Below are 16,176 nucleotides of genomic sequence, written 5' to 3'. Positions count from 1 at the left end.
GGAGCGGTCTCGAAACTTTTCGCTAGCTTTTCGAGATCAGTCAGGAAAATAACCCCAAGCGCACCTAGCGTCAACCACTTGCACACGCTTTCAGTGGTCAGCGGGCCCGCGCGTCGGCGCCTTTCCGTGATCGTTACTTCGAAATCTTTCGAGCCCGGCGCCGACCGTCTCGGCGCCCGTCGCGGCGGGCTTGCCGCGCGTCCGCCGCGGGCATCACTAAGAAGTCGGGCAAGTGGAACCCGGATCGGGGGGTCTTCTCGTTCCCTGCCGCATGTCGCCGCGTTCTTCGCGGCGGAGGGAGAGTCGCCATGAACGGCTGCGCGGACCTCGTTCTCGAGGGCGGTGGAGTGAAGGGGATCGCGCTGGTCGGCGCGATCGCGGAGATGCAGGACCGGGGCTACCGGTTCGGTGCGCCCGCCCGCGTCGCCGGGACGTCCGCCGGCGCGATCGTCGGGTCGCTGCTGGCCGCGGGGATGCCCGTCCCGGACATGGTCCGGGTGATGCGCGAGGTCGACTACCGGTCGTTCCAGGACGGCTCGCGGTTCGCCCTCGTCCGGGGCGTGTCGCTGCTCTCGAGCCTCGGCCTGCACCGGGGCGACGCGCTGCACAGCTGGATCGCCGCCCGGCTGCGCGAGTGCGGCGTGGAGACGTTCGGGCAGCTCAAGCTGCACGACCCCGGCTCGGCGCTGCCGCCCGAGCGCGCCTACAAGCTGGTCGTCGTGGTGTCGGACGTCAGCAGCGGCCGGATGGTGCGGCTGCCGTGGGACTACGACCGCTACGGCCTCGACGCCGACGAGCAGCCGGTGGCCGACGCCGTGCGCGCCTCGGCGTCCATCCCGGTGTTCTTCCGGCCGTGCCGGGTCCGCCGCGCGGACGGCCGCAGGAGCGTGCAGGTGGACGGCGGCATGCTGTCCAACTACCCGATCACCATCTTCGACCGGGACGACCGCGAGCCCCGCTGGCCCACGTTCGGCGTGAAGCTGTCGGCGCCGCGCTCGTCCGGCGGCCTGTACCGGCAGTGGCACCGCGTCCGCGGCCCCGTCGGCTACGGGCGGGCGCTGATCTCGACGATGGCGGAGGCGCACGACCGCGTGCAGATGGACGAGCCGGCCATCGTCGCGCGCACGATGTTCGCCAGCACCGACGGCGTCCTCGCGACCGACTTCGACCTGGACGCGCGGGCCCGCGAGGAACTGTACGCCGCCGGCCGGGACGCCGCCGCCCGCTTCCTCGACCACTGGGACCACGCCGGCTACCTGGCGCGGCACCGCCCCCGCCCGGCGTCGTCCAGCGGATTTGTGGAAGTTACGTAATTACGTAGTATTGGAGGCATGGCCGAGGAGGAGAGCCTGGCGGACCGCGTCGCCCGCCTGGAGGAGCGCGTGGCCCGCCTGGAGGGCCGTCCTCCGGAGGCCGCCGAGCCGCCGGACGCGGACGACGCCTTCTGGGCGCTGCGCGGCCTGAAGGAGCGCGCCGCCGACCCCGGCGCCGTGCTGTTCACCGGCTCGGTGACGCTGCCGTCCGGCGAGCACTACGAGTGGCAGCAGGGGCACCCGGCGGGCGACCTGCTCGCCGACGACTGGGCGCAGGCCGCCGACACGCTGGGCGCGCTGGCGCACCCGGTGCGGCTGCTGCTGGTCCGCGAGATCCTGCACGGCGCCCGGACCACCGCCGAGCTCGCCGCCCACGAGGGCCTCGGCACGACCGGCCAGCTCTACCACCACCTGCGCCGGCTGGTCGCGGCCGGCTGGCTGCGCACCACCGCGCGCGGGCAGTACAGCGTCCCCGGCGAGCGGGTGGTGCCGCTGCTCGCCGTGCTCGCCGCGGCGCGCCGCTGACCGACCGAACGGAGAAGACAATGCTCAGGACGATCGCCCGCTTCCGCACCCTGATGGTCCTGCTCGGGCTGCTGCTCACCTTCACCGAGTCCCTGCACGGCGACGACCGGCTCGCCGTCGCGGGGTACGTCCTGATCGGGGCCGGGATCGTGCTGATCTTCGTGCCCGGCGGGCGCGCCGGCCGGGAGCCGGTCGTCGTGGACGCCCCGGTCCGGGGCCGCTGGGTGCCGGTCAACAGCCCGGCCGACAAGGTGCCGAGCCACGGGACGCACGAGCTGGGCCAGACGTACGCGATCGACCTCGTGCACGTCCCGGACCCGGCGGAGCCGTGGCGCCCGCTCCGGAACCGGCCGCTCGCATCCCGTCCGGAGACGTTCCCGGCGTTCGGGCAGGACGTCCTCGCGCCGGCGGACGGCGTCGTCGTCCAGGCGGGCGGCCGGCAGCGCGACCACTGGAGCCGCAACTCCTGGCCCGGCTTCGTCTACCTGATGGTCGAGGGCGTCGTGTTCCGGCAGGTGCTCTCCCTGCTGACCCTGTCGGCCGGACGGTTCGTCATCGGCAACTCCGTCACCCTCGACCTCGGCGACGGGGTGTACGCGGTGTTCGCGCACCTGCGGCGCGGGTCCGTGCGCGTCTCCAAGGGCGACCGGGTCCGGGCGGGCGACGTCCTCGGCGAGGTGGGCAACTCCGGCAACTCGTCCGAGCCGCACCTGCACTTCCATCTGATGGACCGTCCGAGGCCCCTCGCCGCCGCCGGCATCCCGTTCGCGTTCCGCTACGAGAGCGGCGGCGGCCGGACGGTGACCGGCGTGCCCGGTGGCCGGGCGCCGTTCACCGTTCCCGCGCGGGACCCCGAGCCCGCGCGCTGAGCCGGGGGCGCCGGGCGGCGACCGTCGGCGGCTCGACGCTCATCAATAAAGTTTGCAAATAGCGCAGTAGTGAGAATTATCTGACCTGCGCGATCGGCCCATTCCATGGCCGTCCATAGCTGGTGAACGGCTGTTGACGGCGCTAAAGGCCCGCCGGATAATCCTCCTCAGTTCACCGGAATTCTGGACATCGCTCTCGGCTCGATCCCTCCACGATGGGAGAACGGCGTGCGGCCACATCCCCCGGACGAGGCGGAACTGGCCGGCTGGGTCGCCGACGGCTGCGAACGGGCCCTCCAGCTGGTCGCGGACCTCGACGACGAGCAGCTGATCGGGCCGCTGCTCCCGACCGTGAACCCGCTGCTCTGGGAGATCGGCCACCTCGCCTGGTTCCAGGAGAAGTTCGTCCTCCGCGACGCGTGCGGGCACGACCCGATCCTGCCGTTCGGGGACGCGCTCTACGACTCCGGCGCGATCCCGCACGACACCAGGTGGCGGCTCGTCCTGCCGTCCCGCAAGGAGACCGCGTCCTACATGCGCACCGTCGCCGGACGGGTGGCCGAGGAGGTCATGCGCGCGGACGCGACCGACGTGGTGCGGCACTTCGCCCGCTACACCGTCCACCACTACGACACCCACACCGAGGCGTTCACGTACACGCGGCAGGGCCTCGGGTACTCCGCGCCGCACCTGCCCGGCCTCACCGACGCGCCGGCCCCGGAAGGCGCGGGCGGTCCGCTGCCGGGCGACGCCGAGGTGGACGGCGGGACGTTCATCCTGGGCGCCCTCCAGTCCGACCCGTTCGTGTACGACAACGAGAAGTGGGCGCACCGCGTCGAGGTGGCGCCGTTCGCGATGGCGCGCGCGCCGGTCACGCAGGCGGAGTTCGCCGAGTTCGTGGAGGCGGGCGGATACGCCGACGCCCGCTGGTGGTCGGACGGCGGCGCCTGGCTCGACTCCACCGGCGCGACCCACCCGCTCTACTGGCGCGGCTCGGCCGCCGAGGGCTGGCGGCGCCGCCACTTCGACACCTGGCTCGACCTGGAGCCGCACCTGCCCGTCACCCATGTCTGCTGGTGGGAGGCGGACGCCTACTGCCGCTGGGCGGGGCGGCGGCTGCCGACCGAGGCGGAGTGGGAGTACGCTGCCACCGGCGGCTCGCGCACCGGCGCCTACCCGTGGGGCGACGGCGAGCCGGACGCCGAAACCGCCGCGACGGACTGGCGCGGGCTCGGCCCGGCCGAGGTCGCGTCCTGCGCGGCGGGGGACAGCCCGTCCGGGTGCCGGCACATGATCGGCAACGTCTGGGAGTGGACGGCGAGCGACTTCACCGGCTACCCGAACTTCGAGCGGGACGCCTATTTCGAGAACTCCGAGCAGTTCTTCGGCAGCCGCAAGGTGCTGCGCGGCGGCTCGTGGGCCACGCGCGGCCGGTACGTGCGCACCACCATGCGGAACTACTTCCCACCGGACCGCCGGGACGTGCTCGGCGGGTTCCGCACCTGCGCGGCCGGCGGGTGATCCTGCTCGTCACGCCGCACGCGCCGGGCGGCACGTCCGGCAACGGCGTGTCGGCCGCGCGCTGGGCCGCGATCCTGCGCGGGCTCGGCCACCGGGTGGAGACCCGCGGCGACTACGGTCCGCCGGCTGGGGAGTACGCCGCCCTCTTCGCGCTGCACGCCCGCAAGAGCGCCGCCGCCGTCCGGGCGTTCCACGCCGACCGCCCCGGCGTCCCGATCGTGATCGCGCTGACCGGGACGGACCTCTACCCCGATCCGCGCGCCGCCGGGACGGACCCCGAGGTGCTCGCGCTGGCCGCGCGGCTGATCGTCCTGCAGCGGCTCGGCCGCGACCGGCTCGGCCCGGACCTCGCCGCCCGCGCCAAAGTGATCGTGCAGTCCGTCCCAGAGATCCCGCCTCGGCCGCCGCGCGCCGGCTGCTTCGAGGCGGCGTTCCTGGCGCACGTCCGGCCGGTGAAGGATCCGCTGCGTCCCGCCGCCGCGACGCGGCTGCTCCCGGCGGACTCCCGCGTCCTCGTCACGCACGCCGGTGGGGCCCGGGACCGGCGGCTCGCCGAGCGCCTCGCCGCCGAGTCCGCGGCCAACCCCCGCTACGACTGGCTCGGGCCGGTGCCCCGGGACGAGGCCCTCGCGATCCTGGCGCGCGCGCGGCTGCTCGTCCTGCCGTCCCTGCACGAGGGCGGGGCGAACGTGGTGTCCGAAGCGATCGCGGCGGGGGTGCCGGTCATCGCCTCGGCCGTGCCCGGCTCGATCGGGCTGCTCGGCGAGGACTACCCCGGCTACTTCCCGGCCGGGGACGCGCAGGCGCTGGCGGCGGCCCTGTACGCGGCGGAGAGGAACCTCGGCGGCTACTACGACCGGCTCCGCGAGCACTGCGCCGCGCTGCGTCCGCTGGTCGATCCGGCAAGGGAGCGGCGGGCGTTCGCCGACCTGCTCGCCGAACTCGGCATCCGGCCCGACCAGCTCACCAAATGACAATAAGGAGGTCTAGCGAGATATGCCGCTATTCACCGGACTAAAAATGTCACCTCCTTGGCAGGAAGGTGCCGTGTAACACTTTCGGCGGACATGGGGCGGGGAGCTCGACGGCCTGCCGGTGACCGACGCGAAATGCCGCGAGAGAGAGGACGGGTTCGATGCCGTACGACCACGCGAGCGCCGTGAGCGGAGTCATCGACGCCACCATCGCCCCGCAGGCCGCCGACGTCGACCGCACCGGGACGTTCCCGCGCGCGAACGTGGACGCGCTGGCGAAGGCCGGCCTCCTCGGGCTCGTCAGCGCGGCCGAGACGGGCGGCCGGGGCGCCGGGCTGCGCGCCGCGGCGCACGTGATCGAACGGCTCGGCGGCACCTGCGGCTCGACCGCGATGGTCCTGCTCATGCACTACGCCGCGACGGCGATCATCGAGGCGCACGGGCCCGCGGAGGCGCGCCGCGCCATCGCCCGCGACGAGCACCTCTGCACGCTCGCCTTCTCCGAGGCCGGGTCCCGCAGCCACTTCTGGGCGCCGATGAGCTCGGCCACCGCGGACGGCGACGGCATGGTCCGGCTGGACGCGCGGAAGAGCTGGGTGACCTCGTCCGGCGAGGCCGACGTCTACGTCTGGTCGAGCCGCCCGCTGGAGGCGGACGGCCCGATGACCCTCTGGCTGGTGCCCGCCGGCGCGCCGGGCGTCACGGTCTCCGGCCCGTTCGACGGGCTCGGGTTGCGCGGCAACGGCTCCAACCCGGTGACGGCCGAGTCGGTGCCCGTCCCGCGCGAGGCCATGCTCGGCGCGGACGGTGCCGGGCTCGACATCGCGCTCCAGACCGGACTGCCGTTCTTCCTGGTGCTCAACGCCGCCTTCTCGCTCGGCCTCATGGACGCGCTCGTCGCGCGGGCCGCCGACCACCTCGGCCGCACCCGCCTCGACCACCTCGGCCAGACGCTCGCCGAGCAGCCGATGCACCGGGCCCGGTACGCGAGCCTGCGCACCCGCGCCGACCAGGTCCGCGCCTTCCTCGACGACACCCTCACCGCCATCGAGACGGGCCGCGAGGACGCGACGCTCCGCGTGCTGCAGGTGAAGGCGGTGGCGGCGGAGGCCGCGTCGGACGTCGCCGACGGCGTCATGCGGCTGTGCGGCGGGTCGGCGTTCCGCAAGGACTTCGGCGTCGAGCGCCTCTTCCGCGATTCGCTGGCCGCTCGCGTCATGGCGCCCACCACCGAGGCGCTCCACGATTTCGTCGGCCGGATAGGGCTCGGCATGGCCCTGCTCTGAGCCGAGACCGCGCTGAGGAGGGAACTGATGACGTTCGTACTGGGCGCCGTCGCCTACGACCCCAAGGTGGTCACGATCTGGGGCGGTTTCCGCTCCTGGTTGCGGGACCAGGGCTTCGACTTCGACTTCGTCCTCTACTCCAACTACGAGCGGCAGGTGGAGGACCTCGTCGCCGGGCGCATCGACGGCGCGTGGAACTCGCCGCTCGCCTGGGTCCGCGCCGACCGGGCGGCCGCCGCGCGCGGCCGCCGCCTGCGGCCCCTGGTCATGCGCGACACCGACCAGGACCTCACCTCGGTCGTCGTGGTCCGCGGCGACTCGTCCTACAAGGACGTGGCCGACCTCAAGGGCGAGACCGTCGCGGTCGGCGCGGTCGATTCGCCGCAGGCGACCCTCATCCCGCTGTCGTTCCTGCGCGCGTCCGGCGTCCGGCCGGGCGACGACGTGGCCGTCACCCGGTTCGACGTCGGCGTGGGGCTGCACGGCGACCACATCGGCGGCGAGCGCGACGCCGCCCGCGCGCTGATGGCCGGGCGGGTCGCGGCGGCCTGCATGATCGACGGCAACCACCTGCTGTTCGGACGGGAGGGCACGCTGCCGCCCGGCGGCACCCGCGTCATCGCGCAGACCCCGCCGTTCGACCACTGCAACCTCACGGTCGGCGACGGCCCGGAGGCCGACCGGTTCGGCGAGCTGCTGCTCTCGATGTCGTACGCCGACCCCAAGGTCCGGCCGCTGTTCGACCTGGAGAGCCTGACCGCCTGGCGGCCGGGCCGGACGACCGGCTACCCGCCGCTCGAACGGGCGGTCGACGAGGCCGGCTTCTACGACGCCGAAGGCGCGGTCACGGCCGCCGGCTACCGGCCGTGAACCCGCACGCCGGGGCGCCCGTCGTCCGGCTCGACGGGCTCGGCTTCGAACGGGGCGCGCACCTGCTCGTGCAGCGCGCCCTGCGCGACCTGCCGCCGGGCGCGGAACTCGCCGTCACCGGGCACGACCCGGCGCTGACCGTCCACCTGGAGAGCTGGTGCCGGTCGCGGGGCCACCGCGTCCGCCGGCCCGGCGACCGCGACGACCCCGTCCGGGCCTTCGTCGTCCGTGGCCGGACGGACCTGGACCGCTGGGCGGGCGCCGAGCGGGCGGGCGACCCGCGCCCCGGCGGTGTGCGGAAGGAGCCGAAGGCCCACTGGGGCCTCGCGGCGCGCGGCGCCCTGGTGGAGCCGGGCGGCCCCGAACCCGGCTTCGACCTGGCCGACCGCGACCTGGTCTGGGCGGACGTGGCGCCGTCCCTCTACGCGCACGCCGCGTCCTCCCAGTGGGACCCGGAGCAGGCCGTCGACTGGGGCGCCGCCTTCGAACTGCCCGCCGACATCGAGCGCGCGGTCGTCCAGGTCATGACGTTCCTGGTGGAGAACGAGCAGGCGGCGCTGGTCGTCCCGGCGCGGCTGCTCGGCCGCATCCACCCGCATTTCCGCGAGGTCCTCCAGCTCCTCGCGGTGCAAGCCGCGGACGAGGCCCGGCACATGGAGGTGTTCACCCGGCGCGCGCTGCTGCGCGGCGGCGAGATGGGCACCTCGTCGGTGAGCGGGCGCGAGTCGCTCGCGACCCTGCTCACCGAGCCCGACTTCTCCCTGGCGTCGTTCCTCCTCTCGGTGCTGGGCGAGGGCAGCTTCCTCAACCTGCTGACGTTCCTCGACCGGCACGCCCCCGACCCGGTCACCCGCCAGGTCACCCGGCTGGCCCGGCAGGACGAGGCCCGGCACGTCGCCTTCGGGGTGGCGCACCTGCACCACCAGTCCGAGCTGGACCCGTCCCTCCGGTCGCGGCTCCGGACGGCCGTCGAGCGCCGCCACGACGCCCTCGTCGAGACGTCCGGGCTGAACCAGGACGTCTTCGACTCCCTCGTCCTGCTCGCCGCCGGTGGCTGGGCGCCGGAGGACGTCGGCCGGGGCCATGACGAGGTCCAGAGGCTGAAGACCGAGATGGACGAGGGGCGGCGGCACCGCCTCGTCCGCCTCGGCTTCCCCGCCGACGAGGCCGCCGACCTGTCGGCCCTGCACACCCGCAACTTCATGTGACCCCGCCGGGGGATCAGCCGGCCGGGGCGGCTCGCGCGCCGGTCGCGCGGGATCGGAGCAGGTCCGCGACGTCGGCGAGGCCCGTCTCGATGCGGCCGTAGACGCGGGGGTTGAGCAGCGTGGTCCCGTCGAAGTCACCGGCGGACGCGAACACCGCGACCGGCACCGTCAGCGCCTGGAAGAACGCGAACAGCGGCCGGAGCGCATGGTCCAGGACGAGCGCGTGGTGGTCGCCCCCGCCCGTCGCCGCCAGCAGGACGGGCTTGTTGGCGAGCGCGTACTGGTCAACGAGGTCGAAGAAGTGCTTGAACATGCCGGGGTAGGAGCCCCGGTACACCGGCACCGCCGCGATGAGGAAGTCGGCGTCCTCGGCGAGCTTGAGCGCGGCCTCGACCTCGGGCGTCACGTCGTCCCGTTCGGCGGCCCCGGTGAACCCGGAACCCAGGCGGTACACGTCGATCCGGGACGTCTCGACGGGGAGCATCCCTTTCAGCGTCCCGAGGACGGCGTCGACGAGGCCCAGCGTCTTCGATGACCGGCTCGGGCTCCCGTTGACGACGACGACCCGCAGCGCCGCGCCGCCCGCCGGTGCGTCCGGCCGCGCGTCGATGGTCGGGGTGGTCATGCCGCCTCCTTCCGCCGGGCGGCGACCTCGCGCCGCACGACGGGCGCGACCTCGGTGCCGAGCCGCTCGATCGCCGCCAGGTGCTCCCTCTGCGGCATCCCGCCGAAGCCCATCTGGATGATGGCGCGGTTCAGGCCGTACAGCTCGTGGTAGCCGAGCAGCTTGTCGATGACCTCCTGCGAGCTGCCGACCAGCAGGCCCGCGCGTGGCGACGACTGCGCGTCGAACGCCACTCGCGGAAGCAGCATGCCCTGGCCCCGCTGGTGGTTGTTGTCCATCATCCCCTTGGCGAAGTAGGGGTACATGGTGTCCCTGGCCTCCTGGCTCGTCCGTCCGACGTAGCCGTGGACGTTGATGCTGACCGGGAGCGCGGCGGCGTCATGCCCAGCCTCGGCGGCGGACGCGCGGTACAGCTCGACGGTCTGCTCGTGGAAGGTCATCGGCCCGAGCAGCAGGGCCAGCGCCATCGGCAGGCCGAGCCGCCCGGTGCTGATCGCGGACGCCGGCGACCCGCCGACGCCCACCCAGATCGGGAGCGTCCCGCCGTCCGCGCGCGGCGCGATGTCGGCGTCGGTCAGCGCGGCGCGGAAGCGCCCCGACCAGGTGAGCGGGTTCCGCTCGCGGATCTGGAGCAGCAGGTCGAGCTTCTCGCGGAACAGCTCGCCGTAGTCCCGCAGGTCGTAGCCGAACAGCGGGAACGACTCGGTGTAGGAGCCGCGGCCCGCGCTGATCTCGGCGCGGCCGGCCGAGAGCAGGTCGATCGTCGCGAACTGCTCCCAGACGCGCACCGGGTCCTCCGAGCCGAGCACGGTGACCGAGCTGGTCAGCCGGATGCGCTCGGTCGCCTCGGCGGCGGCCGCCAGCAGGATCGCCGGGGCCGAGCCGACGAAGTCGGAGCGGTGGTGCTCGCCGACGCCGAACACGTCCAGGCCGACCTCGTCGGCGACCCTCGCCTGCTCGATCGTCTCCCGCACCCGCTCGCGCGGCGACGGCGGGGCGCCGGTGACGGGCTCCTCCGTCACCTCGCCGAAGGTCATGATCCCGATCTCGAAAGCCATCGTCCGGTCTCCTCTCCGCCGGGGCGTCCCCGGCGCGTCCGGTAGAAAGTTATCTGCGCAGGCAGATATTCCCGGCCGCGCGCTGGCCGCATGCGGTCACCGCGACGACCACCCGGACGTGCGCGGCTTCACCGTCCTGCCGACGACGGTGGAGCGCCGCGCCGCCTGACCGTCAGGGCTTGCGGGCGATGCCGCCGATGAAGTGGCTGAGCTGCGGGTCGTCGGTGGGCGCGGGCGGGTGCGGCAGGCCCCATTCGGGGATCCAGACGATTCCGGGGTCCAGGATGTCGAGCCCGCTCAGGAGCGCGGCCACCTGCTCGGGGCCGCGCGAGCAGATCGGCGCGGCCGTGCGGCGCCGGACGCCGAGGGCGTGCTCGACGTCGGCGGGGTCCATGCCTCCCTCGTAGCCGTGGGAGACCACCACGTGGCTGCCGGACGGCAGCGGCTCGACCAGGCGCGCGACGAGCGCCGCCGGGTCGTCGCCGTCCGGGATGAAGTGCAGGACCGCCACCAGCAGCAGGCCCACGGGCTCGGTGAAGTCGATCAGCTCGGCCAGCCGGGGGTCGGCCATGATCTCCTCGGGGCGCCGCAGGTCGCCGCGGATGACGGCGACGTTGGGGCTGCCCTCCAGCAGGGCCCGGCCGTGGACGAGCACGGTCGGGTCGTTGTCGACGTAGACCACGTGCCCGTCCGGCGACACATCGTGGACGATCTCGTGCACGTTGCCCTGCGTGGGCAGCCCCGCCCCGACGTCCACGAACTGCCGGATCCCGGCCTGCGCCGCCAGGTACCGGACCGCCCGGGCCAGGAACGCCCGGTTGGCGCGGGCCGCGGCCGGCGCCTCCGGCACCGACTTCATGATCGCCTCGGCGGCCGCCCGGTCGACCTCGTAGTTGTCCTTGCCGCCCAGGTAGTAGTCGTAGATCCGGGCGGGCGAGGCCGTACTGGGATCGATGCGCAATTCGGCCGCCTTGTCGGGGGCCAGCGGGGTCAGGGCCGGGCGGGGCCTGAAGTCCAGCGTCGGATCGCGGCGGCCGATCAGCGCGGCCATCCGCCGCAGCCCCGGGCCGGGCCCGGTGGGCTCCAGCAGCGCGGCCGTCCTCTCGTAGAGGCGCAGCGCCTCGGCGGCGCGGCCGTCCCGGTACAGCGCGAGCATCAGCAGGCGGATCAGGTGCTCGTTCACCGGTTCCTGCGCCGCCCACGACCGTCCGGAGACGATGAACTCGCGGTGCCCGCCCTGCGCGAGCAGGATCTCGGCCAGCTCCTCGCGGACCTGGCTCCGCTCGCCGAGCAGCGCCCGCCGGACCGGCTCCATCGCGGCGGTGGACGGCAGGTCGCCCAGCGGCTGGTCCGCCCACAGCCCCAGCGCCCGCCGGCAGCTCGCGGCGGCCGAGTCGGCGTCGGAGCCGCGCGTCCGCCGGGCGTCCGCGGCCAGGTCCCGGAAGTCGCGCAGGTCCAGCCGGTCGCCCTCGTCCAGCCGGAGCCGGAGCCCGCCGTCCCCGGCGGCCAGGAGGCCGTCCGGCAGGACCCGCCGCGCGGTGGCGACCGCCCGCTCCAGCTCGGCGGCGGGGTCCGTGCCGTCGACCGGGTCCCACAGCCGTCTCGCGAGCACGCCCGCCGGGACCGGCCGGCCCTCCTCGGCGAGCAGCACCGCCAGCAGCCGGCGCACCTGCGGCCGGAAGACGCCGATGGATTCGCCTCGCGCGCCCCGGACTCTGACCCGACTGCCAAGGATGCGGAACTCCACCGGGGTGACCCTTCCGTGTTGTCCTAGTTCGGGATGACTCAGCACGTTAATCGAGATGACCATGCGCTTGACCCGGCGGTGGCCGTCTCCGGTCACGCCCGCGGCGCGGCGAGGAATGCCGGGTCGGCGCGCGGCGTTGTCGCGGCCGAAGGCACCTTGATCGGGCGACCGGGGGAGTGCGGCATGGCCGACTACGGGCACGAGCTGGAGTTCGGGGCGTTCATCACGCCGTCCAACGCCGAGCCGGAACAGGTGGTCGGGCTGGTGCGCGCCGCCGAGGACGCGGGGCTCGACCTGGCCACCTTCCAGGACCACCCTTACCAGCCGCGCTTCCTCGACACCTGGACGCTGCTGTCCTACGCCGCCGCGCGGACCGAGCGCATCCGCCTGTCGGGCAACGTGCTGAACCTGCCGCTGCGCCCGCCGGCGGTGCTGGCGCGGGCGGCGGCGAGCCTGGACCTGCTGTCCGGCGGCCGGTTCGAGCTGGGTCTCGGCGCCGGCGGCTTCTGGGACGCCATCGAGGCCATGGGCGGCCGCAGGCTGTCACCCGGCCAGGCCGTGGACGCGCTGAGCGAGGCGATCGACGTCATCCGCGGCGTCTGGGACGCGGGCGACCGGACGCGCTTCAAGCTCGACGGCGCCTACTACCGGGTGGACGGCGCCAAGCGCGGTCCCGCCCCGGCGCACGACATCGGCATCTGGCTCGGCGCCTACAAGCCGAAGATGCTCCGCCTCACCGGCGCGAAGGCCGACGGCTGGCTGCCCACCCTGGCCTACCTCCCGGACGAGGCCGAGATCCCGAAGAGCAACGCGGTCATCGACGAGGCCGCCCGCGAGGCGGGCCGCGACCCGCGCGACATCCGGCGCCTGCTGAACGTCGGCCGGCTGGACGCCGACGACGCCCGCTGGGCGGAGCGGCTCGCCGAACTGGCGCTGCGGCACGGGTTCGGCACCTTCATCCTGGCCGGTGACGACCCGGCGGAGCTCCGGGTCTTCGGCCGGGAGGTGGCCCCGGCGGTCCGCGAGATCGTCGCCCGGAACCGGTGACCTGACAGGGTCACTCCGGTCTCTCGGGTTCGGCGGCGAGCCGCCGCCAGATGTCGGCGAGGGCGCGCAGGTCGTCCTCGCCGAGCCGGTCGAGGAAGAGCCTGCGGATGTCGCGCTGCTGCTGCCGCCACGCCTTGCGCAGCAGGGCCCGCCCCGCGCCGGTCAGCGTCACCTCGAACCCGCGGCCGTCGGCGGCCGACCGCCGCCGCTCGATGAGACCCCGGCCCTCCAGCCGGTCGGCGAGGCGGGTGAACCCGCCGGTGGACATCAGCCGGCGCTCGGCCAGCTCGGACATCCGCATCGGCTCCGGCGCGGCCTCGCCGAGCAGCGCGAGCACGCTGTACTCGGCCATGCTCACGTTCAGCGGGGCGAGCCCCTCCTGGATCGAACGCCAGATCCGGTCATGGGCGAGCAGGAACCCGCGCCACGCCTCGTCCTCCAGGGGCCGCAGCCCGTCCGTCGCCATGACGGCACCGTACCGGCCCCCACCCTCCCACCCGCCAACCCGGGGCTCCGCCCAGGTCAGCGCCGGTTCGTCGTCCGGCAGCTCGCCTACGAGCCGGTGCCGGACGTTCGGGTCAACGGGGTGGCGCCCGGCATCGCCCGACGCGCCTGCGCGGCATCGACGCCCTCGGCCAGGACCGCCGACTCGGGCCATCTCACCGGCACGGTGATAATCGCCGACAGCGGCCTGTCCATCCGCGGCCTGGCCGCCCCCGGTGGCCGCGTCAATCAATAATCCGACGCCGAAGGGGGCATTCGCGAATATCTCCGAATGCCCTGAAGGAACGGAAGGCGCTATTCCAGTAGCTTGCCGTCCGCGGAAACGTCGTGCATCAACTCGGCGATGTCGGTGGGGATCGGGGGGACGGGTTCACGGCGCACTCCGGTCTTCGGCGACCACACGAGGTTGACTCGCAGGTCCGGATCGGGATCGGGGTAGTCGGACCGGTGGTGGGAGCCCCGCGTCTCCCGCCGCTCCAGCGCGCACTCCAGCGTCGCGCGGGCGGCGAGGACGGTGGCCTTGAGGTTGAAGGCGTGCGCGAGGTCCTGGAAGCCGCTGATGTCGATGTGGACGCCCAGGTCCGCCAGGCGCGCCTCGACCTCGTCGAGCCCGGCCAGGCCCGCGGTGAGGCCGGACTCGTCCCGCACCACGCCCGCGTGCTCGGTCATCAGATGGCGCACCGACCGCTGCAGGGCGCGCACGTTCTGGTCGCCGTCGGCGGTCAGCAGCCGGTTCACCTCCGCCTCCGCGGCACGGATCGCGCCGAGCGACCGTCGCTGGCCGGTGAGCCGGGACGAGTACTCCACCGCGGCCCGGCCGGCGAGCCGCCCGGAGACGAGCAGCTCGATCAGCGAGTTGCCGCCCAGCCGGTTCGCGCCGTGCAGGCCGCTCGCGGCCTCCCCGATGGCGAAGAGCCCGACGACGTCGGTGCCCTGGTCCTCGGGCCGCACCCGGACGCCGCCCATGGAGTAGTGGGCGGCCGGCGCGACCTCGAACGGATCGCGGGTGACGTCGAGCATCTGCAGGTCCAGCAGCGTCCGGTGCACCCGGGGCAGCCGGGTCAGGACCGTCTCGCTCGGAAGGTGGGACAGGTCGAACCACACGCCGCCGGACTGGCTGCCCCGCCCCTGCTTGATCTCGGTGTAGGACGCCAGCGCGACCCGGTCCCTGCCGGACAGCTCCATCCGCTCGGGGTCGTAGCGCGCCATGAACCGCTCACCGAGGTTGTTGAGCAGGACCCCGCCCGCGCCGCGCGCGACCTCGCCGACGATCGTGCCGGGCGCGTTCTCCGGCTTGATCAGCCCCAGTGGATGGAACTGCACCAGCTCGGGGTCGCGCAGCCGGGCGCCGGCCTCGGCGGCGAGGCGCAGCGAGTCGCCGGTGTTCTCGTCCCGGCGCGAGGACGTGTGCCGCCAGATGCGCGTGTGCCCGCCCGTCGCGAGGATCACGGCGTCGGCGTGCACGAGGTAGCGGGAGCCGTCGTCGAGGTCGAACCCGTAGGCGCCGAACACCGTCCCGTCGTCGACCAGCAGCCGGGTCACGTACAGGCTCGACAGGACGGGCACGGCGAGCTGGCTCGCGCGGGTGCGCAGGACGCGCTGCACCTCCAGCCCGGTGTGGTCGCCGACGAAGGCGGTGCGCGGGTGGGAGTGGGCGCCGAAGTACCGCTGGGCGATCCGCCCGTCCTCCCGGCGGTCGAAGCTCATGCCGAAGCGCAGCAGGTCGTTGATCCCTTGCGCGGCGTTCCGCGTCACGAGCAGGACGGTGCGCGGGTCGGCCAGCAGGCCGCTCTCCTGCAACGTGTCCGCCGCATGCTGCTCCCAGGTGTCGGCGGGGTCGGCGGTGGCCAGCGCCGCGTTGATACCGCCCGCCGCCATGACGGTGTGGGCGTCATCGGCGGCGCGCTTGCCCACCGCGATGACCGCGACACCGGCCTCGGCGACTTCGATGGCCGCTCGAAGCCCGGACCCACCCGTCCCCACCACCAGGACGGAGGTGGAGAGCTGGTGTTCGAGCGATGACAAGGGACCTCCTGCGAGGGCGGACGAACGATAGACAGTGCTCGACCGGACAGCGGCATCGTTTGTGACAAACCCGGAGCGAGCTTCGAGTGTGGCGTGCGTCACATGCTCGTGGCCCTCTCGCCCCCAGGCTCGGAGCGGGCGCCGTTCGAGGCGCTGAAGGGGGTGTCGAAGAATGGCGCGGATTCTATGATCGCGATGCTTTGTTGGCCTGCGCTCGGCCGCGTAGCAGACCACTTTTCGGGGAGAGCTGCTTTGATCACGTGCCTGCCGTCCGAAAAATGCTTTGCAATTGCGCGGCCCGGCTCCGTTCGATAGGCGTCGGAAGGCCCTGAGCGGCGTGCTGTGACTCGCCCCCACCTGCTCTGTCCGCTGGTCGGGCAGTGCGTGCGATCTGCTCGTCGGTCACTCGTCGGTCACTCGGCCGTCACGTCGCGTCGCCATGGCGGCATGGCCGTGCGGGCATCGGCGCCGCGGCCGCGCGCTTGCATTAGATGAATGAATTCACCCCCTTTTGATGAAGGGTGACAAGGGGGGAGTGGATTCATGTATCGTTTCAATGTTCTTACTGACGAGCGTCCCGGGCCTTCTTCCGGGAGTCCTTTAG

General features: G+C 73.5%; 14 protein-coding genes. 9 read left to right on the top strand and 5 right to left on the bottom strand.

Going from position 1 to position 16,176, the window contains the following annotated elements; translation table 11 throughout:
- Positions 1 to 308: 308 nt before the first annotated feature.
- The 8 genes from ACGFI1_RS41480 to ACGFI1_RS41445 all read left to right on the top strand — a co-directional run bounded on the left by ACGFI1_RS41480 (position 309) and on the right by ACGFI1_RS41445 (position 8,566).
- On the top strand, positions 309 to 1,313 hold the full coding sequence (locus ACGFI1_RS41480; protein WP_392793146.1) for a patatin-like phospholipase family protein: 1,005 nt from the start codon (positions 309 to 311) through the stop codon (positions 1,311 to 1,313).
- Between the two features lie 18 nt (positions 1,314 to 1,331).
- Positions 1,332 to 1,838, top strand: a complete 507-nt coding sequence (locus ACGFI1_RS41475) for an ArsR/SmtB family transcription factor (protein ID WP_392793145.1) — start codon at positions 1,332 to 1,334, stop codon at positions 1,836 to 1,838.
- Between the two features lie 20 nt (positions 1,839 to 1,858).
- Entirely contained in the window at positions 1,859 to 2,707 is an 849-nt protein-coding gene (locus ACGFI1_RS41470) for a M23 family metallopeptidase (protein WP_392793144.1), read from the top strand.
- Positions 2,708 to 2,935: 228 nt separating this feature from the next.
- Complete coding sequence (senA, locus tag ACGFI1_RS41465; RefSeq protein ID WP_392793142.1) at positions 2,936 to 4,228, top strand: selenoneine synthase SenA; 1,293 nt, start codon at positions 2,936 to 2,938, stop codon at positions 4,226 to 4,228.
- Positions 4,225 to 5,202, top strand: a complete 978-nt coding sequence (senB, locus tag ACGFI1_RS41460; RefSeq protein WP_392793140.1) for a selenoneine biosynthesis selenosugar synthase SenB — start codon at positions 4,225 to 4,227, stop codon at positions 5,200 to 5,202. The genes senA and senB overlap by 4 nt, the downstream gene beginning before the upstream one ends.
- Before the next feature lie 161 nt (positions 5,203 to 5,363).
- Positions 5,364 to 6,488, top strand: a complete 1,125-nt coding sequence (locus ACGFI1_RS41455; RefSeq protein ID WP_386874158.1) for an acyl-CoA dehydrogenase family protein — start codon at positions 5,364 to 5,366, stop codon at positions 6,486 to 6,488.
- 27 nt (positions 6,489 to 6,515) lie between these two features.
- Positions 6,516 to 7,358 (top strand): phosphate/phosphite/phosphonate ABC transporter substrate-binding protein, encoded by an 843-nt coding sequence (locus tag ACGFI1_RS41450; RefSeq protein ID WP_392793138.1) that lies wholly within the window; start codon positions 6,516 to 6,518, stop codon positions 7,356 to 7,358.
- Positions 7,355 to 8,566 carry a hypothetical protein gene (locus ACGFI1_RS41445; RefSeq protein ID WP_392793136.1) on the top strand — a complete coding sequence of 404 codons (1,212 nt, stop codon included), beginning with the start codon at positions 7,355 to 7,357 and terminating at the stop codon, positions 8,564 to 8,566. The genes ACGFI1_RS41450 and ACGFI1_RS41445 overlap by 4 nt, the downstream gene beginning before the upstream one ends.
- Before the next feature lie 13 nt (positions 8,567 to 8,579).
- On the opposite strand, the gene ACGFI1_RS41440 is transcribed toward ACGFI1_RS41445, so the two are convergent.
- From ACGFI1_RS41440 to ACGFI1_RS41430, 3 genes are all read right to left on the bottom strand, one after another.
- Positions 8,580 to 9,191, bottom strand: coding sequence for an NAD(P)H-dependent oxidoreductase (locus ACGFI1_RS41440; protein WP_392793135.1), 612 nt, complete (start codon positions 9,189 to 9,191; stop codon positions 8,580 to 8,582).
- Positions 9,188 to 10,249 (bottom strand): LLM class flavin-dependent oxidoreductase, encoded by a 1,062-nt coding sequence (locus tag ACGFI1_RS41435; RefSeq protein ID WP_392793133.1) that lies wholly within the window; start codon positions 10,247 to 10,249, stop codon positions 9,188 to 9,190. The genes ACGFI1_RS41440 and ACGFI1_RS41435 overlap by 4 nt, the downstream gene beginning before the upstream one ends.
- 172 nt (positions 10,250 to 10,421) lie before the next feature.
- Entirely contained in the window at positions 10,422 to 11,918 is a 1,497-nt protein-coding gene (locus tag ACGFI1_RS41430; RefSeq protein WP_392793132.1) for an SAM-dependent methyltransferase, read from the bottom strand.
- A gap of 261 nt (positions 11,919 to 12,179) precedes the next feature.
- On the opposite strand from ACGFI1_RS41430, the gene ACGFI1_RS41425 reads away from it, so the two are divergent.
- Entirely contained in the window at positions 12,180 to 13,043 is an 864-nt protein-coding gene (locus ACGFI1_RS41425; RefSeq protein ID WP_392793130.1) for an LLM class flavin-dependent oxidoreductase, read from the top strand.
- A gap of 10 nt (positions 13,044 to 13,053) precedes the next feature.
- Here ACGFI1_RS41425 and ACGFI1_RS41420 read toward each other — a convergent pair whose 3' ends face one another.
- Both ACGFI1_RS41420 and ACGFI1_RS41415 read right to left on the bottom strand, forming a co-directional pair.
- Positions 13,054 to 13,509: a MarR family winged helix-turn-helix transcriptional regulator gene (locus ACGFI1_RS41420; protein WP_386874151.1), complete on the bottom strand. Its 456-nt coding sequence runs from the start codon at positions 13,507 to 13,509 to the stop codon at positions 13,054 to 13,056.
- A 332-nt stretch (positions 13,510 to 13,841) separates the two neighbouring features.
- Positions 13,842 to 15,572 (bottom strand): FAD-binding protein, encoded by a 1,731-nt coding sequence (locus ACGFI1_RS41415; RefSeq protein ID WP_392793129.1) that lies wholly within the window; start codon positions 15,570 to 15,572, stop codon positions 13,842 to 13,844.
- Between the last annotated feature and the right edge of the window lie 604 nt (positions 15,573 to 16,176).

This window comes from Actinomadura geliboluensis (assembly GCF_043197915.1).
GTDB lineage: Bacteria > Actinomycetota > Actinomycetes > Streptosporangiales > Streptosporangiaceae > Spirillospora > Spirillospora geliboluensis.
This window is presented reverse-complemented; position numbering and strand designations above follow the sequence as displayed.

Bases quoted from the DNA above. Each gene is read 5' to 3' on its own strand.
- ACGFI1_RS41470 (WP_392793144.1), top strand. From the start codon at position 1,859: ATGCTCAGGACGATCGCCCGCTTCCGCACCCTGATGGTCCTGCTCGGG.
- ACGFI1_RS41435 (WP_392793133.1), bottom strand. From the start codon at position 10,249: ATGGCTTTCGAGATCGGGATCATGACCTTCGGCGAGGTGACGGAGGAG.
- ACGFI1_RS41480 (WP_392793146.1), top strand. From the start codon at position 309: ATGAACGGCTGCGCGGACCTCGTTCTCGAGGGCGGTGGAGTGAAGGGG.
- ACGFI1_RS41425 (WP_392793130.1), top strand. From the start codon at position 12,180: ATGGCCGACTACGGGCACGAGCTGGAGTTCGGGGCGTTCATCACGCCG.
- ACGFI1_RS41440 (WP_392793135.1), bottom strand. From the start codon at position 9,191: ATGACCACCCCGACCATCGACGCGCGGCCGGACGCACCGGCGGGCGGC.
- ACGFI1_RS41455 (WP_386874158.1), top strand. From the start codon at position 5,364: ATGCCGTACGACCACGCGAGCGCCGTGAGCGGAGTCATCGACGCCACC.
- ACGFI1_RS41450 (WP_392793138.1), top strand. From the start codon at position 6,516: ATGACGTTCGTACTGGGCGCCGTCGCCTACGACCCCAAGGTGGTCACG.
- ACGFI1_RS41420 (WP_386874151.1), bottom strand. From the start codon at position 13,509: ATGGCGACGGACGGGCTGCGGCCCCTGGAGGACGAGGCGTGGCGCGGG.
- ACGFI1_RS41475 (WP_392793145.1), top strand. From the start codon at position 1,332: ATGGCCGAGGAGGAGAGCCTGGCGGACCGCGTCGCCCGCCTGGAGGAG.